Annotated in this window: 20 protein-coding genes and 1 pseudogene; 4 read left to right on the top strand and 17 right to left on the bottom strand. The window is 32.0% G+C overall.

Going from position 1 to position 22061, the window contains the following annotated elements:
• Positions 1–298: 298 nt before the first annotated feature.
• The 5 genes and pseudogenes from QQM35_RS07110 to QQM35_RS07090 form a co-directional block, all read right to left on the bottom strand.
• Positions 299–1449, bottom strand: a pseudogene (locus QQM35_RS07110) (ABC transporter permease).
• Positions 1446–2126, bottom strand: coding sequence for an ABC transporter ATP-binding protein (locus tag QQM35_RS07105; RefSeq protein WP_251516238.1), 681 nt, complete (start codon positions 2124–2126; stop codon positions 1446–1448). Before QQM35_RS07105 ends, QQM35_RS07110 begins: the two are co-directional and overlap by 4 nt.
• Entirely contained in the window at positions 2123–3217 is a 1095-nt protein-coding gene (locus QQM35_RS07100) for an efflux RND transporter periplasmic adaptor subunit (protein WP_251516235.1), read from the bottom strand. The genes QQM35_RS07105 and QQM35_RS07100 overlap by 4 nt, the downstream gene beginning before the upstream one ends.
• Positions 3218–3472: 255 nt before the next feature.
• The gene (locus tag QQM35_RS07095; protein WP_251516232.1) at positions 3473–4084 is read right to left on the bottom strand and encodes a hypothetical protein; all 612 of its coding nucleotides are present in this window, start codon (positions 4082–4084) and stop codon (positions 3473–3475) included.
• A 138-nt stretch (positions 4085–4222) separates the two neighbouring features.
• Complete coding sequence (locus tag QQM35_RS07090; RefSeq protein ID WP_251516229.1) at positions 4223–5005, bottom strand: YidC/Oxa1 family membrane protein insertase; 783 nt, start codon at positions 5003–5005, stop codon at positions 4223–4225.
• A 165-nt stretch (positions 5006–5170) separates the two neighbouring features.
• On the opposite strand from QQM35_RS07090, the gene QQM35_RS07085 reads away from it, so the two are divergent.
• From QQM35_RS07085 to QQM35_RS07075, 4 genes are all read left to right on the top strand, one after another.
• Positions 5171–5395, top strand: coding sequence for a putative cyclic bacteriocin (locus tag QQM35_RS07085; RefSeq protein ID WP_251516226.1), 225 nt, complete (start codon positions 5171–5173; stop codon positions 5393–5395).
• Between the two features lie 82 nt (positions 5396–5477).
• Positions 5478–7166 (top strand): hypothetical protein, encoded by a 1689-nt coding sequence (locus QQM35_RS07080; protein WP_251516223.1) that lies wholly within the window; start codon positions 5478–5480, stop codon positions 7164–7166.
• A gap of 19 nt (positions 7167–7185) precedes the next feature.
• A complete protein-coding gene (locus QQM35_RS11450) occupies positions 7186–7509 on the top strand; it encodes a stage II sporulation protein M (RefSeq protein ID WP_425356343.1) in 324 nt (107 codons plus the stop codon).
• A 176-nt stretch (positions 7510–7685) separates the two neighbouring features.
• Positions 7686–8405, top strand: coding sequence for an ATP-binding cassette domain-containing protein (locus QQM35_RS07075; RefSeq protein ID WP_251516220.1), 720 nt, complete (start codon positions 7686–7688; stop codon positions 8403–8405).
• A gap of 215 nt (positions 8406–8620) precedes the next feature.
• On the opposite strand, the gene QQM35_RS07070 is transcribed toward QQM35_RS07075, so the two are convergent.
• The 12 genes from QQM35_RS07070 to zapA form a co-directional block, all read right to left on the bottom strand.
• Positions 8621–9130 carry a YfcE family phosphodiesterase gene (locus QQM35_RS07070; RefSeq protein WP_251516217.1) on the bottom strand — a complete coding sequence of 170 codons (510 nt, stop codon included), beginning with the start codon at positions 9128–9130 and terminating at the stop codon, positions 8621–8623.
• Positions 9130–9711 carry an XTP/dITP diphosphatase gene (locus QQM35_RS07065; RefSeq protein WP_342610296.1) on the bottom strand — a complete coding sequence of 194 codons (582 nt, stop codon included), beginning with the start codon at positions 9709–9711 and terminating at the stop codon, positions 9130–9132. Before QQM35_RS07065 ends, QQM35_RS07070 begins: the two co-directional genes overlap by 1 nt.
• Positions 9712–9728: 17 nt before the next feature.
• On the bottom strand, positions 9729–10523 hold the full coding sequence (gene racE, locus QQM35_RS07060; protein WP_251516211.1) for a glutamate racemase: 795 nt from the start codon (positions 10521–10523) through the stop codon (positions 9729–9731).
• A 360-nt stretch (positions 10524–10883) separates the two neighbouring features.
• Positions 10884–11702, bottom strand: coding sequence for a succinate dehydrogenase iron-sulfur subunit (gene sdhB / locus QQM35_RS07055; protein WP_251516208.1), 819 nt, complete (start codon positions 11700–11702; stop codon positions 10884–10886).
• A gap of 2 nt (positions 11703–11704) precedes the next feature.
• On the bottom strand, positions 11705–13468 hold the full coding sequence (gene sdhA / locus QQM35_RS07050; RefSeq protein WP_251516206.1) for a succinate dehydrogenase flavoprotein subunit: 1764 nt from the start codon (positions 13466–13468) through the stop codon (positions 11705–11707).
• A 42-nt stretch (positions 13469–13510) separates the two neighbouring features.
• Positions 13511–14122, bottom strand: coding sequence for a succinate dehydrogenase cytochrome b558 subunit (locus tag QQM35_RS07045; protein ID WP_251516203.1), 612 nt, complete (start codon positions 14120–14122; stop codon positions 13511–13513).
• Positions 14123–14452: 330 nt separating this feature from the next.
• A complete protein-coding gene (gene uvrC / locus QQM35_RS07040) occupies positions 14453–16243 on the bottom strand; it encodes an excinuclease ABC subunit UvrC (RefSeq protein ID WP_251943948.1) in 1791 nt (596 codons plus the stop codon).
• A 183-nt stretch (positions 16244–16426) separates the two neighbouring features.
• Entirely contained in the window at positions 16427–16741 is a 315-nt protein-coding gene (trxA, locus tag QQM35_RS07035) for a thioredoxin (RefSeq protein WP_251516200.1), read from the bottom strand.
• Between the two features lie 82 nt (positions 16742–16823).
• Positions 16824–19172 (bottom strand): endonuclease MutS2, encoded by a 2349-nt coding sequence (locus QQM35_RS07030; RefSeq protein WP_251516197.1) that lies wholly within the window; start codon positions 19170–19172, stop codon positions 16824–16826.
• Between the two features lie 9 nt (positions 19173–19181).
• On the bottom strand, positions 19182–20894 hold the full coding sequence (gene polX / locus QQM35_RS07025) for a DNA polymerase/3'-5' exonuclease PolX (RefSeq protein ID WP_251516195.1): 1713 nt from the start codon (positions 20892–20894) through the stop codon (positions 19182–19184).
• Positions 20895–21022: 128 nt separating this feature from the next.
• Positions 21023–21544 (bottom strand): CvpA family protein, encoded by a 522-nt coding sequence (locus QQM35_RS07020; RefSeq protein ID WP_251516192.1) that lies wholly within the window; start codon positions 21542–21544, stop codon positions 21023–21025.
• Between the two features lie 3 nt (positions 21545–21547).
• A complete protein-coding gene (zapA, locus tag QQM35_RS07015; protein WP_251516190.1) occupies positions 21548–21811 on the bottom strand; it encodes a cell division protein ZapA in 264 nt (87 codons plus the stop codon).
• Between the last annotated feature and the right edge of the window lie 250 nt (positions 21812–22061).

The following is a 22061-nucleotide window of genomic DNA, read 5'->3' as shown; positions in this document are numbered from 1 at the left end:
TTAACTACAAATCTTTTATATGGAGGAATTAATTGTGTCTTTAATCCTTTATATCCTTTTAATTATTATTGGTGTTTTTGGATTTATCTTTTTAATAGATTATTTCTTTAATAAACGAAACTAACAAAACTGTAAGGTCTGTTTTTATTTGTAAATATTCATGTTTTAATGTAACTAACAAAAGTTTGTTAAAGGAGTGATTGTAAATGAGTTTAGCCGCTTTATTCATTTTATTTGTGGTAATTTTAACTATTGCGGTAGTTTTAGGCATTAAAAATGCTTAATTTTAGTTAGAAAGTTATTTGATAATATCGATAAGTTCTTTTTTGGCAGCTGCACGTGCAGGTACCCATCCGAATATTATACCTATGAGTGTGGAAACACCTACCGCTATAAGTATTGAACTAAAACTCACCACACTTGTAATATATTTTGGCGTCAATAAATCAATAAGTGAAGCGAATATTATTCCTAATGTTAGACCAATTACTCCGCCTAAGACACATAGAACCACACTTTCTATGAGAAATTGCAACTCTATATCTCGTGCTTTTGCTCCGAAAGCCCGTCTTATTGCTATTTCTTCGGTACGTTCTGATACAGAAATATACATGACGTTCATTACACCAATACCAGCTATAAACAGAGAAATACCTGCGACAGCGGCTACAAAATATGTAATTGCGTCAAACACTTTACCAATACCTTTTAACATGTCTTCAGTATCATTATAACTGTAGCTACCATTTCCGCTTCCAGACCCCTTTTTATTTAATTGTTTAACTACTTGATTAGCAATCTCTTTTTTAGAAGAACCATCTGTAACAGTTATTTGTAGGGTTTGCATTGCTTGGTTAAGGTTCACCAAATATCTATTAAAAGTTTGGCTAGGCATTTGAATTAAAGCTTCATCCATCGGGTCACTTTCAATACCTACAACTTCAAACCCTTGATTTTCTATAAAAATAATCTTTCCTATTGCATGATGTTTAAAGATATTTTTCGCAATATCCTTACTTATAATGACAACTTTCTTGAATAGATCATTATCCTCTTTACTAAAGCCTTGTCCTTTTTTTTAATATTTACTTCACCTATATGTTGAGGATTCGTCATTTTTGCACTATAACTTTCGTCCTTATCAACTTTCAATTTAGCTTCTGAAACGCCTTCTATTTGTTTTACTAAACTTAAATCTTCTTGTTTAAAAGGATTCTCTTTTGTATCTTCTCCATCCTCAGTCATAAAACTAATTGTAGCAATATTTTGAGCAGCCCCAGAATCTTCAAATTCCTTTGTTGTCGTTTCCTTAAATCCATTACCCAAAGACATAATCGTTATTACTGCCGCTATCCCAATAATAATACCTATCATTGTAAAGATATTGCGACGTTTATTTTTCAAAATCGATTTTAAAGAAATTATTATAATGTTAGTTAAACGTGTCATCCAACCACCTCTTCTCGCTGGATCTGCCCATCATGTATATGAATAATACGATTTGCTTTTTCGGCAACTGCTCGATCATGTGTTATCAATATAATCGTCGTCCTATATAGCTTATTTAACTTAATAAACAAATCAATAATATCTTTTGAGGTTTTAGAATCGAGTGCACCGGTTGGTTCATCAGCAATAATAAATTTAGGACGATTGATGATTGCACGTGCGATAGCCACGCGTTGTTGTTGACCGCCAGATAATTTATTAGGCACGAGATGTTCTTTTTCCACTAGGCCTACATCATTTAAAGTTTGTATCACTTGTGCATGAAATTTCTGTACATTATGTCCTGAATACATAAGAGGAATACATACATTTTCATAAATTGTGTTATTTTGTATTAATTTGAAGTTTTGAAAGACAAACCCTACCGTTTTATTTCGAATTTCGGCGAGTTGATTATCGGTACCCGTTTTATAATTTTCACCGTTAAAAATATAATCTCCTTCATACCCACGATCAATCAAACCTATAATATTGATGAGCGTACTTTTTCCTGAACCAGATGGACCCATAATCGCAATAAATTCTCCCTCTTGGATATGCAAGTTAACATCTTTCAATATATGTTTTTGTTCACTGCCATTTTGAAAGAATCGATTGATATTTTTAAGATTTATCATGATGATACCTCAACTTTGTCCCCATCATTCATCGTTTTCGCAGGTTTAACAATTAGCTTTTCACCAATTTTCAAGCCTTTTTTTACGAAAATCTCACCATTTTTACGTTCAATGAGAATATCTCTTCTTTCAACTGTATGATCCTTTTTAAGGACAAACACATCATGATTTCTATTAAGTACTGATCTAGGTAACTTTATCGTCTTTAAAGGGACTTTAATTTCTGTAGAATATCCTGAACGAATCGACGAACCGAGATCTCCAATCACAACATTATATTTTGAAAGATCGTTGTTATCACTATTAGAAGTATCATTTAATTGAATACCCGATAGCTGGTCGCTACTTTGACTACTCTGGTTCATATCATTATCTGCTAATTGTGTTGATTCTTCGTCGTACGAAGTTGGCAATTGAGAAATTTTCTTTATTTTTCCTACTGTAGATTTATCTGTACTTATAACCTTAATTTTTACTTTCTTTCCTACTTTCAATTTTTTTAAATCGAATTCCGAAACAGGTGTAAAAATTTGAGTTTCAAGTGACACTAACTTTAGTATTGGCGCACCTACAGCGATTTCTTCGTTACTATTTAAATCAACCTTTCCATTAAACGGGGCATATATATTGGCATTAACTTGTTGGTCAAAGTGATTTAATTGACGTTGTGCTTCAAACAAGGATGATTCATCACGATGTAACTTATTTTGTATAAGTTTACTATTGGGTTGATGGTTTAAACGTCTATAATCAATATTTATTTTATTTTGTGCATTATTTATCTTTCGTTGAAGTTCTTCACGGTGAATATTATTTATTTGGTAATTGATTAATGGCATCCCTTGTTTGACCGATTGACCATTCGTTACTTTCGTATTGATAAATTGCCCTACTTTAGAATTATTTCTAAATGTTTTGATGGCTTGTGGTGATGCTTTACCTTTTAAATTGATTGGTGGATCGTATGCTACTTTATATGTTTGATATACTTCTTGTTTATTTGATTCACCTTTACTTAGTTTTAAAATAAAAGCAATAATTAAGAGTATGAGAATTGATGCTACAATGATCCAAATATTTTTGTTTTTCATAGTTGTTTTCTCCATTCTTCTAATTCCATTGCAATAACATATACAACCTTTGTTATTCCAACTTTGTAGAAAATAAGTTATGCATTTATTTACTAAAGTAATTTTTAAAAAACAGACTACCACTTACCTCAGTAATTGTAGGTTCTGGTAGCCTGTCTGACTTAAATTATTTATTTTTATTTCATATTAATTGTCAAAACAGGAGGTAATCAACATTAAAATAAAAATAACTTAATCCGAGTTATGCAAGCTATATTAATTGAATGAAGCTCCTAAAATAGCTAGTCCCATACTTATAATTAAATACAAAATACCAAAGATGAGAGATGTTTTTTTACTAAATCTACACGTTGCAAATAAAATTAGTCCGAATAGATAGGCAGATAGTATAGTTTGTAAATTGATTGCACCTAAAATTTTATTTCCTTTATCAAAAATATTTAAGCTTGTAATTGTATAATCCGTTAAGGATAAACCGAAAACTAACTGTATAGTAATGAAAACCAGACTAAATATCGTAATAATAATGGATTTTAAAATAGCAGCCGAGAAAATACTCGTTCCTGAGACTTCATATTTCGCTATCTTAGAAATAATAACTATGAGTATAAAAATACTTAAAAGTGATACCAAACTAGAAAATATACCACCTATAATCGCACCATACATCATGATGTTTTTTGCATTGTCCAAATCTTTACCAACAATATCATTTTTTTGTAATGTCTTATCAAAATCTAAACCCATTGTAGTTACAACAGTTAACAAAATAGTAAGTATAATAAATATTAATAATTTTAATGCCCATTTACGATGTTGTCTTAAATTATAAAAGTGTTTTGCGAAAGGCAAAGAAGAATTTTCCAATAAATTGAACCTCCAGTATTTAATATTAACTTTACTATTGATACTAAAATTAGGTGAACCCTTTTAATACATAAATATCGTTGATAAAAACATGAACAATATTTCCTTATTCTATTACAATATTCATAATCATAATGGTTATGAGATTGATCTAGAAACCTCTCTCTTGGCTTTCTTCAAATAAACTATGTATGCGATATATATTTGTATAGTTAAGAAAGCAGAATTAACAATCCAATATAAGCCAATTGCAGATGGGAATATCATGCCCCACCATATGTAAATAGTTGGTGTTAATAATAGAGTGAACTGCTTTGATTGTCGTTCTTGTTTAGACTCTGTAAGTAAACTCGATAATGTTTGTGTGAATTTAAAAAAACCTGCAAGTAACGCAATATAAAAATCTGGTTCTTTCAATGAAAACCAAAGAAACTGTGTGTGTGACAAATTCTCACTATAATGTGGGTACTTTAATGCAAAAAATAGACCTATAATTATGGGTAGTTGCAAAATAATCGATATAAATGTAAAAGCATTTTTCGCATAACTAATTTGGTGCAGTTTATAAAGCTTATGTTTTTCCTTTTTTAATTTAATCATTTCTTTGAAAGAATCTGCAGACTTCATCTTGTTATCAATTTTTATTAATTCTGGTTTTAATCTCTTTTTCTTTTCACTATTAAAGTACATATTCTTAACGCTTATTAACATGAATGGTAAAAATATTATCCTCATTATGATAACGAGTAAAATAATCGCCAAACCATAACTGTTATTTAAATATTGACTTATATAATGCAATGTGGCATCCATCGGTGCAACGAACGTACGGTAAAAGAAATCGTTATGACTTTCTTCGTTTGAATAATCACAACCACTTAAAATCAAAACTACAGAAATTAATAAAATAAATTTCTTCATATTTTCACCTCAACTTTAATTACCTCCCACATTAATTTATCATAGTTTCAATTATTTTTATATCAACTAAAATAAATTTACTATATATTTTTATTACTAATGAGCGGAGTATATTTACTTTTAAAATGAGGATGCATATACTTACTTTGAAGAAAGGAGGGATCAATGATGTTTGAATTGTACAAAAAAATTAGATGGACTGGTATTTCAAAAAACACTGTGAAATCATTCATTAATGCTTTAATTCACGGTAATAATATTTGGACTGCACTTCAAATTGCCGGCGTAGTATTTTCTGGTGGTGTGGCAACAGCAATTTCTGTTATTGGAAGAGTTGCAATTGTAAAATTCGTTAAGCGCTATGGCATTAAAAAAGCGATTGCTTGGTAAAATATATAATATAACTAATATTGAGGTCTTCTATGTAAATATAGAATTAGAAGGTCTCTTATCATTTTTAAAGGAGTTTTATATGGGTTACATTTTAAAAAGGTATATTATCTTTAATATTTCCTATTATGTAAAGCGTAAGTTTGAATTTATAAAATACAAAAAGATTAGAGAACTATACAAACTTTTATTCGTCCTTTCATTATTCATATCGACTATAGGTATGTTGAGCTTAGGCTTAGTGCTTGGTAGCAGTTTTATACATAATATGACTGAATTGTTATTTTATTACCTATTATTTACATTTCTATCTATTGTTTATTTACCTATTTATTCAAGAACTATGATAATGATAGATCCTATGGATAAAGAATTGTTGTATAGAACCAAACTGTCAAATCAGTCGTTATTTTTACTCATTTTTATTACTGACGCAATAAAAAAATCACCAACATATGTAAATATATTTGCATTAGGTTTAGGTATTTCGATAGCAAGTCACGACACATTTATCAATATCTTAAAAATTATTGCTAGCATTTCCCTATTTCTAATTATTTCTTTTATCGTGCAAGTCCTTTATATCAATCTTAAAGTTAAAAGTATGAAGAGGTTGTTTAGTTTTCAATATCTTATACTAAACATAGTTATTGGCTTTTTATTTTCTATTATCGGATTTTACGTGAGTCAATTTTTTGTTAATTTCATCGCTAAACCATTTATTCAATTTATTATTCAAACTGCACATAACAAAACTTCTTTTTCTTGGCCCAAGTATTACTCAAATTTAAAAAGCAGTTTAACAGAGATTCATATACATACTGTACATATCCTTAATACAATTTCACCTCATTTTATTTTTTATAAATTTAATTTAATTGCAACGATTGAACTTTTAATTCTTTCTATATTGTTGGGTTATTTAGTTTTTCGACAAAAGATTGGCTTTTGGTACAGATACGATCATGAATTTATTAAATCAATTAAACCCCAAAGTTTACCTATATTATTTAATAGGAAAGATGTTTTAACTCACATCCAATGGAACAACTTATTTAAAAATATTGAAGAATGTCAGTTACATAAATCATTCTTTTATATCAGTTATACGATTTGGTTTCTTTTTGGTGGTAGTTACTGTTTAAGTTTATATAATCATCATCCTTTAGTTAATGCTTTTATAGTTATTATTTTAATCAACAATATAGTAAGGGATGCATTTTCTTCAGGTGTTGACTTCTTCACAAAAACGTTACGGTTCGACGCTGAAAGAGAGAGTATTGCACTATATAGAATGAGTAATACAAACTTTGAAAAGTTATATCATGCCAAAATCAATGTCATCAGAGAACTAGGTTTTAAAGAAGCGCTTTTAACTATCATCATAGTTTTAGTTTTTTTCGATTTTGATTTTTACTTAACTATACTTTCTACAATTGTAGTTTTAATCAATATGGTATTTATTCCACATTTGGAATTACTTCCATCTTACCTATCGCCACATTTTAATCATCAGCATTACTCTGAATTTGAAAGTTTTGAAGATCAACATATTATAAATGAAACATTATTTGGCAAAATAAAAGATGGTATATCACTTTCATATGCATTTATCTTTTTAGTCGGATTTATTGGAAATAGAAGTTATGAAGATATTCTAATTTTCTTGATATGCTGGTCAATTTGTATGTTAATTGCACTGTTTATATTTATTTTATTATCGAAAAAAGCAATTACTAAAAAATGGGAAAGCAGGGATCTCTATTTATAATATAAACTTCAAACAAATCGTGCTTGTTTGTCTCTCTAAATTTTTTATTGGAATTCTAATTGGGGTGATGTTGTATTATTTTTCGGGGATTAACCTTGGTCATATGTATCTAAATAATGACTTAAATTTTATTGATATTTTACTAAATAACTTACTGTATTTTTCTATTTCTACCTTTGGTTTCTTAACATTGGGTTTAGCAAACGTGTTTTTATTACTTTTGAACGGTGCACTGATAGGTTTTATTTTTGCGCATTGTTTCAAGACAAATCAATTATTACATGCATGTATTTATCTTGTACCACATGGTATTTTGGAAATATGCGTGCTGATACTCACTTAGACCTTTTCTTATTACATCATTTTAGTGGGCTATAATAGGTTTATTAAAAAAGACTCTGCCAAAAGTCACATAATTAAGTTTTTCACCTTCACTATAGGAGTTTCAATTTTTTTGCTAATTATTGCAGCGACGATAGAAACTTACTTTAAACCACTTTAATTTAGGAGGTTTCAATATTGTTAGAATTAAAAGACATAAGTAAAATTTTTGAAAGTGAGCATGATGTATTAAATAACGTTAATGCAACCTTTCGAGATGGAACGATAAATTGTATAGTTGGTAAAAATGGTGCAGGTAAAACAACCTTGCTCAATATATTAAGTAGTATAATAATGCCAACTGAAGGAGTTATTTACTATAACAATAAAAATATAATAGAAAACACAAACCTCAGAAAACAAATATTTTATATCGCAGTCAAACCATTTTTCTATGAAAAGTTGACCGCTCAACAAAATGTGGAACTCATTTGTAACTTGTATGAAGTACGTGTAACGCGAACTGAAATTAAACATACTTTCAACAAAGTTGGACTAGATGACGGAGATCGAAAGAAAGCTGTAAACACATTTTCTTCAGGAATGAAGCAAAAGCTAAATTTTGTTGCAATGTTATTGGTTAACGCGCCAATTGTTTTACTAGATGAGCCGTTTAATGCTTTAGATACACAAACTCAAGATTTGTTTTTAACACTACTTAAAACACTCGCTGACCATAACCATACTATTATTTTCACGAGTCACATTACAGAAACAATTTTCAAATTAGCTGAAAATATTTGTGTATTAAAAGAAGGACAATTTCAAACAATTGAATCTGCTTCAATATTTGAAAGCACAGAACAGTTAGAACAATGGATTAATAATCATATTTACGAAAATTTCGAAGAAAGTTAAATGCGAAAAAAGAGTCTGAACACTTACTAAATGTTTCAGACTCTTTATCAACTTGGCAGTAGATGTCTGAATTGAGAATGCACTTATTTCAAGCTTTTTCAATCCTAGTCATCCTTGCCGGAGTGGGACTACAAAATCTCCATTAGAAAATTCGATTTCTGTCCCACTCCCAAATTAAGTTAGATGTGGGAGTTATTATTTCTCAAATCATTTACTTATAATTCAAATGATTCACTATCAATTTCTTTATGCTCTCTATTACGGAATACGACAGTTGCCTTTTGTTCTGTTTCATCGATGCGTATTTCAGCATATGTTTCTTCAATATTACTGCGTGATTGTGAAATACTACCTGGATTTATAACATGTACGCCACCGATATTTTCATATTTTGCGACATGTGTATGACCATAAAATGCGAATTGGCAACCTAATGATTTTGCTTTTTCTGCTAATTTCATTCTTGTCGCATTTACACTATATAAATGCCCATGTGTATAAAAAGCTTTAACACCGTTATTCTCAGTAATCTCTTCATTTGGGAATTCCGGGTAAAAGTCTGTATTACCTTTCACGCGTTTATAATGGCTTAGTTCTGTATCATCATAAGCAAACTCAGAATCACCTAAATGTATAGCTACGTCTGCATCTTCATGTTCGTTTATAACATCAAATAAAATACCTTGTTCACTATGGTTATCACTGATTAAAATCCATTTTGTCATTATTGATCATCCTTAAAATGAGCTTTTAATTTTTCAATCGCTTTGGCACGATGACTAATTTCATTTTTATCTTCTGGTGAGATTTGCGCCATTGTTTTATTTTTTTCAACAACATAAAAGATTGGATCATAACCAAAGCCATTTTCACCAATTTTATTTAAAGTAATTTCACCTTCAATAATTCCTTCAAATAATTGCGTTTCTTCGCCTGGTGCACTCATACTTACTAAACAAACGAAACGAGCGCGTCTGTCTAATTCATTGTCTAAGTTTTCTAACAACTTATCGATATTCGCATCATCATCTTTACCTTCTCCAGCATATCTACCAGAAAACACACCTGGTTCACCATTTAGCGCAAAGACTTCAAGTCCACTATCATCTGCAATCACACGTTTGTTTAACGCACGTGCCGCAGCTTCCGATTTAAGTTTTGCATTTTCTTCAAATGTTTCACCGGTTTCTTCTACATCAAAGTCTTCAATGAGATCAGAAATACCGATTACATTATATTCTGGAAATATGACTTTAAACTCATTTATTTTACCTTTATTATTTGACGCAATAACTAAATCTTCCATTTATTTCGCTCCTCACTTTATAATACTATTCTTTCAACTTTTACAGTCATGTTTAACCATTCTTGTATAATACTTTCAATTTGTTCTGTATTACCTGTTGAGAAAAATTGATGTTTGGGTTGTTTTTTGTAACCAGCATGTTCATTACTAAAAGTTAATAATGCACTAACTTCACGTGCAGTTTCTAAACCAGATGAGATAACTACTTTTTCTTCGCCAAAGTATTCGTAAATGTATTGATATAGTAAAGGATAGTGTGTACAACCTAAAATAACAGTATCTGCTTCGCTATTTCTCCATTGTTTTAAAGTTTGATGCATAATAATACTAGTTATCGTCGGATCTTTATATCTCATTTTTTCAACGACTGGTACAAAGCCAGGGCATGCTACTCCTGAGACTTCAACTTCAGGATTGATATTTTTAATATGGTTACGATATGCCTCTGATTTTATCGTACCTTCTGTACCAAGAATTAAAACTTTTTTATTATTTGTAGTCATAATAGCTGTTCTTGCACCTGGCTCTATTACCCCAATAACGGGAATCGGTAAAATATCTTGTAAATGTTTTAAAGCAACAGCAGTGGCTGTATTACATGCTATTACTAACATCTTTATACCAAAACTCATTAATTTAGTAGCCAATTCTGTAGTAAAGTTCTTTACTTCTTCAGGTTCTCTTGGACCATATGGGCAACGTGCGATATCCCCAAGATAATATATAGTTTCATTTGGTAATTGGCGCATAATTTCTTTGGCTACTGTTAATCCACCAACGCCCGAGTCTATAACTCCAATCGGTTTATCCATTCGTCTTCATCCTTATTTATATTACTTGTTTTTTATTTTAGCATAGTCGACTTTTGAACGTCATTAAGCATGTTTATATTCAAATTATTATTGAATAGGATGAAGCTGTTATAAGCTATTTTTAAAAATCACTCGAAAATAACATTACCGAAAGAATAAAATAATTTTCTTCCAATGCTATTTTATATTTTCTATTACTCATTTACCTTAGTAGCTAGTTAGAGCCATGATCTTGAAATATACCTCATTTCCTAGAGTGTCTAGAAAATGATAATGAGACGTTATGGGAATATCTTTAATAAAAAAGCGGGAAATCATTACAATAATGATTTCCCGCTTTAAATACTTCCATATTTTTTATTAATTTACTTGATGGTCTGAACCGAAGAATGATTTGAACATATGGAATGAAGTTTCTCTGTTTAATGCAGCGATTGATGTTGTCAATGGAATACCTTTTGGACATGCATTCACACAGTTTTGAGAATTACCACATTCTTGTAATCCTCCGCCGCCCATTAAAGCTTCTAGACGTTCGTCTTTTGTCATAGAACCTGTTGGATGTAGGTTGAATAATCTAACTTGTGAAATTGCTTGTGCCCCAACAAAGTCGTTTTTAGGTGTTACGTTTGGACAAACTTCTAAACAAACACCACATGTCATACATTTTGAAAGTTCGTAAGCTGTTTGACGTTTTTTCTCTGGCATACGAGGACCAGGACCTAAGTCATAAGTACCGTCAATTGGTACCCAAGCTTTCATACGTTTCAAGTTGTCGAACATTCTTGAACGGTCAACTTGTAAGTCACGAATAACTGGGAACGTACTCATTGGTTCTAATTTGATTGGTTGTTCTAATTGGTCAACGATCGCTGAACAAGATTGTCTTGCTTTACCGTTGATAACCATTGAACAAGCTCCGCAAACCTCTTCTAAACAGTTCATGTCCCAAATTACTGGAGTTGTTTTTTCACCTTTACTGTTTACAGGGTTACGTCTAATTTCCATTAGACATGCAATAACGTTTAAATTTTCACGATAAGGGATTTCAAATTCCTCTTCGTATGGTTTTGATTCTGCATTATCTTGACGTTTTATGATTAATTTAATTGATTTTTGTTTTGGTTGTTGTTGCTGTTGTTGGTCTTGCACTTCGTTTGTTTCTTTAGTTTCAGGCATGATTATTTACCTCCTTTTGATTTAGCAGAGTAATCTCGCTTACGAGGCGGGATTAAACTAATATCGACAGGTTCGTAAGTAAATTTAGGTGCTTCATGTTTTCCTTGATAAGATGCCAACGTTGTTTTTAACCATTCTTCATCATTACGGTCTGGGAATTCTGGTTTGTAGTGTGCACCACGTGATTCGTTACGGTTGTAAGCACCGATTGTAATAACACGTGCTAACTCTAACATGTTCCATAATTGACGTGTGAAGAAAACAGCTTGGTTACTCCAAGTTTGTGTATCTTCGATGTCGATGTTTTTATAACGTTCCATAAGATCAAGGATTTTCTTGTCTGTTTCTAATAAATTCTTGTTATCACGAACAACTGTAACGTTTGCTGTCATGATTTCACCTAGCTCTTTATGAAGTTTGTAGGCATTTTCGTCACCTTTCATATTGAGCAATTCATTGAATTTATCTTGTTCAGCTTTAACGTGTTTTTCATAAATGCTGTCATCTAAATCAGTATATGATTTTTCGATGTTTGAAATGTAGTCAATTGCATTTGGTCCTGCAACTGTACCACCGTAGATTGCAGATAATAATGAGTTCGCACCTAAACGGTTACCGCCGTGTTGTGAGTAATCACATTCACCTGCTGCGAATAAACCTTTAATGTTTGTCATTTGATCATAATCTACATATAATCCACCCATTGAATAGTGAACCGCTGGGAAGATCTTCATAGGTACTTTACGTGGGTCATCACCAGTGAATTTCTCATAAATTTCGATGATTCCGCCTAATTTAACATCTAATTCATGTGGATCTTTATGAGATAAGTCTAGGTACACCATGTTTTCACCGTTAATACCTAATTTTTGGTTTACACATACATCGAAGATTTCACGTGTCGCGATATCACGTGGCACTAAGTTACCATAATCTGGATATTTTTCTTCTAAGAAGTACCATGGTTTACCATCTTTATATGTCCAAATACGACCACCTTCACCACGTGCTGACTCACTCATTAAACGTAGTTTGTCATCACCAGGAATGGCTGTTGGGTGGATTTGGATGAACTCACCGTTCGCATACATAGCACCTTGTTGATAAACAATTGATGCAGCTGAACCAGTGTTGATCATTGAGTTCGTTGTCTTACCGAAGATTATACCTGGGCCACCTGTCGCCATAATAACCGCATCTGAACCAAATGATTGGATTTCAGAGTTTGTCATGTTTTGTGCGACAATTCCACGTGCCATATTGTCATCATCTTTAACAATACCTAGGAATTCCCATCCTTCGTATTTTGTTACTAAACCGTCAACTTCATAACTTCTTACTTGTTCATCTAACGCATATAGTAACTGTTGACCTGTCGTTGCACCTGCATATGCTGTTCTGTGGTGTAAAGTACCACCGAAACGTCTAAAGTCTAATAAACCTTCGTTTGTTCTATTAAACATAACACCCATACGATCTAGTAAATGGATGATTTGTGGTGCAGCTTCAGTCATTGCTTTAACTGGTGGTTGGTTAGCTAAAAAGTCCCCACCATATACTGTGTCATCAAAGTGAATTGCTGGTGAGTCACCTTCACCTTTCGTATTAACCGCTCCGTTTATACCACCTTGTGCACAAACAGAGTGTGAACGTTTAACAGGAACAAGTGAGAATAAATCAACATGTGCTCCTTTTTCTGCAGCTTTGATTGTTGACATGAGACCAGCTAGTCCACCGCCGACAACAATAACTTTCTTCTCTGCCATAAAATGTCACTCCCCTAAATATAAAAACTATGTCTTCTTAAATTATAAAAATGCAAACGTAGCACTTAAACCGATATATGAAACAACGATAAACACGATTAATGAAACCCATGTGAATACGCGTTGTGATTTTTTAGATTGTAATACACCCCATGTTACTAAGAATGACCATAAGCCATTTGCAAAGTGGAATGTAACAGCAATTAAACCGATAATATATCCAATTAAGTTTAATGGATTAGTTAAAATTTCGTGCATCATATCAAAGTTTGGTTCTTTACCAAACAATAATTGAATACGTGTTTGCCATAAGTGAATTGCAATAAAGATAAACGTGATAACACCTGTAACACGTTGTAAAAAGAACATCCAGTTTCTGAATCTAGAATAATGTCCAATGTTTTCCTTTGCTGTGAAAGCAATATGTACACCGTAAACTGCATGATATAAAATCGGAATGTAAATTAATAAAAATTCCAATACAATTAAGAATGGTAAAGATTCCATAAATGCAGATGCTTGGTTAAATGCTTCTGCACCTTTAGTTGCTTGGTGATTGACAAGCAAATGCACTAATAAGAATCCACCTATTGGAATAACGCCTAGTAATGAATGTAAGCGTCTTAACATGAATTGATTTTTCGAATATGCCAAAAGGAAGCCCCCCTGTGAAACAATTAAATTATTTGGTGTTCTTTCTTTGAATTTGTAATTTACGTATACTTCATTCAACTAATTTCAGTTACTATAATTGTTTATGTCGTATGGTAATTGCAAAGAAATGTCGTTAATAAATATTATCTCTACGTTAATTGTTTGCAATATAGGGTCATGTAACTAAAAATTTTAAATGATAACATTTATCAATTAGTAAACGCTTCCATATACAAACAAAAAAAGAACGCCTGTTATTTGTTATTGTAACACTAAAATATAATTTTTTGGGCATGAGAATGATTCTCATGCCAAAAAATTGCCACATCTCTATTTTTTTAGTGCCTCCATCAGATTTTTAGCTACTTTTTCTGGTAGCCCACTCGCTCTAAAATCTTCAATTGTAGCTTCTTTCATCTTTTTTATTGAACCGAATGTACGCAGTAATTTAGTCTTACGTTTTGATCCGATACCATCAACAGTATCTAACACAGAATGAAGACCCGTTTTCTGACGTGTTTGTCTGTGGAATGTAATTGCAAAGCGATGTACTTCATCTTGTATTCTATGCAATAAGTAAAATGCTTGGCTATTTTTCTTCAATGGTACAATTTCTGCATTTTCACCATAAAGGATTTCAGATGTTTTATGTTTTTCATTTTTACGCAAACCAGCTACAGGAATATCTAATCCTAGCTCGTTTTCAAGCACATCGATAACGCCTGACATATGACCTTTACCGCCATCAACGAGTATTAAATCTGGCAATGGTGAGCCTTCGTTTAATACACGCGTATATCTTCTACGCACTACTTCTCGCATCGATTTATAATCGTCTGGGCCCTCTACTGTTTTAATTTTATATTTGCGATAACCTTTTTTATTCGGCTTACCATCCACAAATGAAACCATTGCTGATACAGGATCGACACCCTGAATATTAGAATTATCGAACGCTTCAATTCTTATTGGAGTTTGAATACCCATGGCCTCACCGAGCTCTTCGATTGCTTTTACTGTACGAGACTCATCTTTTGATATCAATTCGAATTTGTTTTCAAGTGTTACTTTAGCATTATGACTCGCTAAATCGACCATTTCTCTTTTCTTGCCACGTACAGGTTGTACAATCTTCGTATCAACAACTGACTGAATGACATCTGGATCTAACTGTTTAGGCACATGTACTTCTTTCGGTAATAAATGTTGATTTAAATCATAAAACTGTCCAATAAACGTATAAAATTCTTCTTCCGGTGTTTGTTGGATTGGAATCATCGTTGCATCTCTTTTGATCATGTCGCCTTGACGAATAAAGAACACTTGCACACACATCCAACCTTTAGAAACACTATAACCGAATACATCTCGCACTGTATTATCAGTTGTGGTCATTTTTTGTTTCTGTTTCTTAGTCAAATTCTGAATATGTTGAATTAAATCACGATATTCTTTTGCCCTTTCGAAATCAAGCTCTTCACTCGCAGCATTCATTCGTTGTTCCAAATTGTTAAGAATCGTTTTATCTTCACCATTTAAAAATTCAGTTATTTCTTTCGTCATTTGGGCATATTTATCTAAATCAACTGGATAAACACATGGCCCCATACATTGACCGATATGATAATACAAACACAATTTATCTGGCATTTTATCGCATTTTCTAAATGGATAAATGCGATCCAATAACTTTTTCGTTTCTTGCGCTGAATATGCGTTAGGGTACGGGCCAAAATATTTACCACTATTTTTCTTTACTGTACGGGTAACCATAAGTCTTGGATGCTTTTCTTTCGTTATTTTTATAAAAGGATAACTTTTATCGTCTTTCAATAGGATATTATAACGAGGTTGGTATTGTTTGATTAAATTTAGTTCAAGTAGTAGAGATTCGGTTTCACTCGAAGTAACGATAAATTCAAAATTGCGGATTTCTCCTACTAACCTAGTAGTTTTAGCATCATGTGCACCTGTGAAATAGGATCGTAAACGATTGCGTAATTTTTTCGCTTTCCCTACATAGATGACTTGATTTTGTCTATCTTTCATTAAATAACAACCTGGTTCCATTGGAACGACTGATAATTTTCGCTTTATTTTTTGGTGAGTTTCCGTATCCATCATATAATTTCCTCCTTTCTTTGAAATTGGTTATTGTAATATTTAATATGTATCGTTATAAGATTTGCATACATTTTCGTAATTTATTCAATATTGATATTCAATCGACACTCAATATTTTTTCTAAAAAATGGAAAACTGGGACATTAATTTAATTAATGTCCCAGCTAATCTTAATGAATTTTATAGATGTTTATCAATCACTTCAGCTAAGTTTTCTTTAGGTTGGAAACCTACGATCTTATCAACTGGTTCACCGTCTTTAAATACGAGTAATGTTGGAATACTCATTACTTCAAATTTGGCAGCTGTTGATGGGTTTTCGTCGACATCTAATTTTAAGATATCTGCTTTACCATCGTAATCTCCTGCTAATTCTTCTAAAACTGGCGCAATCATTTTACATGGGCCACACCAAGTTGCCCAGAAATCTACTAATTTAACGCCAGATTGGATATTTTCATCAAAGTTTGAATCTGTTACTTTTACAAGTGCCATATATGCCAATCCTCCTTAATATTCAAATGATGAGGAAATTATAACAGACTTTTTATAAATCTGCATACCTCTTTGCTCATTATTATTTTAACGTTGCTACTGTAACGCCAAAACCACCTTCACTAGGCATGCCGTTTCTAAATGATGACACATTTTTATGTTGTTTTAAATGATTTTGCACACCTTTTTGTAAAGCACCGGTACCCTTACCGTGAATAATGTAAACCTGTTCGTAGTTACTCAACACAGCTTGATCTAAATATTGGTCTACTGCAACCATTGCTTCATCGTAACGATAACCACGTAAATCTAGTTCCATTTTAATGCTTTGTCGATTTTGACGTTTAACCATTTTTGTTGGTTGTGGTTTTGTTTTCTTCGTTTTCTCAAGATCTGATAACGGTAATTTCATTTTGATAATACCCATTTGAACAACCGCTTCGTCATTATCTACAAGTTCAAGCACCTCGCCTTTTTGTCCATATGTGAGTACTTTTACTTCATCGCCTGCTTTGATTTCATCATATTTTTGTTTTTGGACTTCTTTTTTAATTGATTTCGCTTCATATTGATCATCTAGTTGCTTTTTCTTATCGATTAATTCGTGTTCTTTCACGTCAGCGCCTTTTTTATCACGTAATTGTCGTAATTCTTTTAATATAGTATCCGCTTCTTTAGTTGCTGTTTTCACGCGTTGATTAGCTTTTTCTTTAGCTTGTTCGATGAGTTGCTTTTGGTAATTCTGGTACTGACTATATTGTTTAGCTAAATCATCGTGTACACTTTGGGCTTCTCTTAATAGTTGATCTAACTCGATGCGTTGTTCGTCTACACGTTTTGAATTATATTCTAATGATGCAATCATTTCGTTAATTTCTTGTTCGTCTTGACCAATCATAGATTTGGCTTTTTGTATTATTTTAGTTGTTAAACCTAATTTTCTGGAAATATCGAAAGCGTTTGAACGCCCTGGCACACCCATCAATAACTTATATGTTGGACTTAGGCTATTTACATCAAATTCTACACTTGCATTCATAACACCTGTTCTATTGTAACTATAGGCTTTCAGTTCTGGATAGTGCGTTGTTGCCATCACAAGTGCACCAATTTCTTGGACATAGTCTAATATACTCATCGCAAGAGCCGCACCTTCACTTGGGTCTGTTCCTGCACCTAACTCGTCAAATAGAATAATGCTTTGTTTATTGGCATCTTGTAATATTTCTACAATATTTTTCATATGTGATGAGAATGTAGATAAAGATTGCTCGATAGATTGCTCGTCTCCGATATCACAATAGACATTATCAAATACGCCCAATTTACTACCATCTAATGTCGGAATTAACAAACCTGATTGAGCCATTATAATGATGAGCCCCAACGTTTTAAGGGTTACCGTTTTACCACCTGTGTTTGGCCCCGTTATGATTACGGTATTAACGTCTTCAGCAAATTCAATCGTATTTGCAACAACAGTTTCTTGATCTAATAAAGGATGAAATGCTTTAGGTAAATATACAGATCTTTCTTCTGTAAATTGAGGTTTTGTACCTTTAATATCACGTGCATAACGTGACTTGGCAGTTAAGAAATCAATTTGTCCCATAATTGATTCAGACGTTAAACATTCCTCTGCATTTTCGGCTACAAGTGCAGTGATTTCTGTTAAAATTCGTTCTCGTTCTGCCGCTTCATCATTTTTTAATCGACTAATTTGATTGTTCATCTCAACGATAGAAGTGGGTTCGATATATAAAGTTTGACCTGAGGCAGATTGGTCATGCACAATCCCTTTAAAATCTTGTCTATACTCTGCTTTGACAGGAATTACATTACGTTCATTTCTCACTGTGACAATCGCATCAGACAGTTTCTTCTGATTTGCTTGGCTTTTAACGATTTTATCAAGATTTTGTTTGATGCGTTGTGTCGTAGTTGAAATCTTACTTCTTATACCTTGTAATTCATAACTAGCATGATCATACAAATCATGGGCATCACATTTTTGATGAATTTCTTGATATACATTTGTTAATACCGGTAGTTGATTCATTCGTTCATCTAGAATAGGATATTTAACTTCTTCATCTTCTTCTAATAAGTTATTGTAGAATGTTTTATATTGATTTTGTACTTGAATAAGTCGTTTGATTAAATTAAGTTCACGAACATTGAGTACACCACCGATAGTTGCTCGGTGAATGTAGTGAGAAATTTTTGATAGACCGCTTAAGCTTGGTAAGCGATGTTTATTATAGATTTGTGCAATTTCATCAGTTTCATTAATCTGAAATTCCACCGTTTTAATATCTGTAGCTGGTGACATTGCTTTGATTTTTTCAACACCGATATCACTCATTGCTTCTTTTTCTACCAGTGCTTTAATTTTATCGAATTCTAAGACATCTAATGATTTCTGTCTCATACAATCCCTCTATTTCTTCAATTTAATGTTATTTTCAATGAAATCTTTAAAATCTTCACGAGATAAAGTATTAATAACACGCTCTTTATGCACAAATCCTTTTTGAGCAGTAGCCACACCATATTCCATAAATTCTAAATGATCTACATGGTGAGCGTCTGTATTAATCGTCAATCGAATATTCGGATGTTTACGTACAACTTCAGCGTTTAAATCTAATCGTTTCGGATTTGCGTTTATCTCTAATATTGTGTTTGTTGCCTCCGCCATTTCACACAATTTGTCTATATCAGGTTCATAGCCTGGTCTTTTACCTATAATGCGACCGGTTGGATGTGCAATATGACGTACATATGGATTTTTGCAGGCATTTTCAAGTCGTTTCATAATTTCTTCCTGAGGTTGATTAAAGCTTTGGTGAATTGCTGCAATCACATAGTCTAATTGAGCTAATACCTCATCGCTATAATCCAATTCTCCATTAGGTAAGATATCCATTTCAATACCTGAATAAATATCAATTTCATCATATTTATCATTGAGCGTTTTAATTTCTTCATTTTGACGTAATAGTTGCTCGACTGATAACCCATTCGCAACCTTTAAACTTTGTGAATGGTCAGTGATAACCATATATTGGTAACCCTTTTCAATATTTGCTTTCACCATATCTTCTATACTAAATGCACCATCACTAAAGGTTGTATGCATATGCAAGTCACCGTTAATATCGTCTAATTGAAGTATATTTGTAAGTGATTTATCAAATTCACTACCATCTTCTCTCATAGCAGGTGCAATCCAATTCACTCCATAATGTTCATATATTTCTGCTTCACTTTGATATTGAATCAACTCACCATTTTGCTGTTCTATACCGTATTCACTAATTTTTTCATTTCTTTCTTTAGCTAATTGACGAATACGAATGTTGTGATCTTTAGAACCCGTGAAATGTTGTAACGTATGATAGTACGCCGATGGTTCAATAAGTCTAAAGTCCACTCCAATTGTTTCATCGTCGTATGAAAGTTCGAGCGATATTTTAGTATGTCCTATCGCTACTTCTTTAACTTTATTTGGTATTTCTAACAATGCTTGTTGTACTGTTTCAGGATCATCGGTACTAATAATATAATCAATATCTTTACTAGATTCTTTAAAACGTCTAAAGCTACCTGCTACATTAAATTGATCAATAGCTTCAATCTCGGACAAATAGCTATCAATTTCTAGACTTAACCCAGCAATTTGGTCAATCGGATAACGATCTTTTTTAGCACCCAAAGCTTTAACAGCTTCTAATATATTTTGTTCTGTCTTTTTAGCAAATCCACTTAGTTCGCTCACTTTTCCTGCCTCACAAGCTTGTTGTAAAGCATCCTTACTATCGATACCAAGTTCTTTATATAACTTTGCTATTTTCTTACTACCAAGACCTTGAATTTTTAATAGTGGGATTAAACCAGCAGGTACTTCATCTTGTAGCGCTTCAAGAGTTGTTGATTTACCTTGTTCTCGATATTCATTAATTACTTCGCCTACACCTTTTCCAATGCCTTTAAGTTCCGTCACGTCATCAATTTCATCTAATGGACGTTCATCCGTTTCTAAACTTTGTGCTGCTTTACGATATGCAGAAACTTTAAAAGTGTTCTCCCCTTTTAATTCCATATATACAGCTATTTTTTCTAGTAATTTTATAATTTCTTTCTTTGACATGACATTCCCTCCATAAAAAAAGGGGCAACAACAATTACTGCTTTAAATTAACCAGTAAATCGAATATGCCCTTAAAGTAAAATATGTTCAAAATACGAAACATGACATTTTAACAATAGTGCTTACTATTATAGTTCGTTAATAAATTGGGATAATAACGGTATATGATTTACAAAATGTCTCGCAATTAATGAATTTGATAATTGTGATTGGAAAATATCTAAAGGATACAGTGATATGCAATATAAAAATATCACACTAAAAATACAAGAAGATATAAAACTTAATGCAATACCACCATAACGACTAAATTGTGTAATCGACAATTGCTTTAATACATAATCAAACGATACAATCATGCAATAACAAATTACTTTCGTTAAGATAAATATAATGACAAAAGCAATAATATGATTAAACCTTGTCTCAATTTCATCATAATGAAATGTATAAGTCATGTGATATGCATGTGTTATTGGAAAAGGAATAAATAAATCTAACCTCGCTGCGACTAGATTATATAATGTTGAAGATAGCCACAATGCAAACAATGTAGAACTTAAGTGTAAGGCACTAAGCCATAACCCTCTCCTAAAACCAATCACACCTATGTAACAAATAAACAATATAACAAGTAAATCAAGTAGCATGGTTTACTCTTGATTTTTTAATTTCTTAATTTCTTGTTGTAATTGGTAATTTTCTTCTTCTACTTGAACTTTTTCATGCATGATATTCACTGCAGTTAATATTGCTTTTCGTGTAGTATCAAGCCCTGTACTCATTCTACCTAACTCTTTAAGTCTATCATCTACTAAATGTGCAACATAGCGAATATGTTCAGGGTTGTCTTCACCGACAATTGTATAATGCTGATCGTTGATAGTTACATTAATTCGATTTTTAAACTCACCCATATTATAACTCCTGACTTTAAATATATTTCCGAACAATCTCATTCATTCTTTTAGTATTATACTATTTTAGAATATTTATCACGAACCATTATACACGAGTCATTATTATTTTGTAAGAGGTGTGAATTGTTATATTTAAATATTTTATTACTATTTTAACTAGAAAACTTTAATTTCCTTTTAACTATTTAACTACATTTTATAACTATTTCGTATATGAATTCACACGTGATATGATGTATATTGTTTA

The organism is Staphylococcus hsinchuensis (genome assembly GCF_038789205.1).
Classification (GTDB): Bacteria; Bacillota; Bacilli; order Staphylococcales; family Staphylococcaceae; genus Staphylococcus; species Staphylococcus hsinchuensis.
Note: the sequence above shows the minus strand (reverse complement) of the source record. Positions and strands in the feature narration are given on the sequence as shown.

Excerpts from the sequence above, each read along its gene's own strand:
- QQM35_RS07070 (WP_251516217.1), bottom strand. The coding sequence starts at position 9,130 with ATGACAAAATGGATTTTAATCAGTGATAACCATAGTGAACAAGGTATT.
- zapA (WP_251516190.1), bottom strand. The coding sequence starts at position 21,811 with ATGGGTGAGTTTAAAAATCGAATTAATGTAACTATCAACGATCAGCAT.
- polX (WP_251516195.1), bottom strand. The coding sequence starts at position 20,894 with ATGTCAAAGAAAGAAATTATAAAATTACTAGAAAAAATAGCTGTATAT.
- QQM35_RS07020 (WP_251516192.1), bottom strand. The coding sequence starts at position 21,544 with ATGCTACTTGATTTACTTGTTATATTGTTTATTTGTTACATAGGTGTG.
- QQM35_RS07065 (WP_342610296.1), bottom strand. The coding sequence starts at position 9,711 with ATGGAAGATTTAGTTATTGCGTCAAATAATAAAGGTAAAATAAATGAG.
- racE (WP_251516211.1), bottom strand. The coding sequence starts at position 10,523 with ATGGATAAACCGATTGGAGTTATAGACTCGGGCGTTGGTGGATTAACA.
- QQM35_RS07090 (WP_251516229.1), bottom strand. The coding sequence starts at position 5,005 with ATGAAGAAATTTATTTTATTAATTTCTGTAGTTTTGATTTTAAGTGGT.
- trxA (WP_251516200.1), bottom strand. The coding sequence starts at position 16,741 with ATGGCACTTGTAAAAGTAACAGATTCAAACTTTGATGAAAATATCCAA.
- QQM35_RS07100 (WP_251516235.1), bottom strand. The coding sequence starts at position 3,217 with ATGAAAAACAAAAATATTTGGATCATTGTAGCATCAATTCTCATACTC.
- QQM35_RS07080 (WP_251516223.1), top strand. The coding sequence starts at position 5,478 with ATGGGTTACATTTTAAAAAGGTATATTATCTTTAATATTTCCTATTAT.
- uvrC (WP_251943948.1), bottom strand. The coding sequence starts at position 16,243 with ATGGATACGGAAACTCACCAAAAAATAAAGCGAAAATTATCAGTCGTT.
- sdhA (WP_251516206.1), bottom strand. The coding sequence starts at position 13,468 with ATGGCAGAGAAGAAAGTTATTGTTGTCGGCGGTGGACTAGCTGGTCTC.
- QQM35_RS07105 (WP_251516238.1), bottom strand. The coding sequence starts at position 2,126 with ATGATAAATCTTAAAAATATCAATCGATTCTTTCAAAATGGCAGTGAA.
- QQM35_RS07085 (WP_251516226.1), top strand. The coding sequence starts at position 5,171 with ATGATGTTTGAATTGTACAAAAAAATTAGATGGACTGGTATTTCAAAA.
- sdhB (WP_251516208.1), bottom strand. The coding sequence starts at position 11,702 with ATGCCTGAAACTAAAGAAACAAACGAAGTGCAAGACCAACAACAGCAA.
- QQM35_RS07030 (WP_251516197.1), bottom strand. The coding sequence starts at position 19,172 with ATGAGACAGAAATCATTAGATGTCTTAGAATTCGATAAAATTAAAGCA.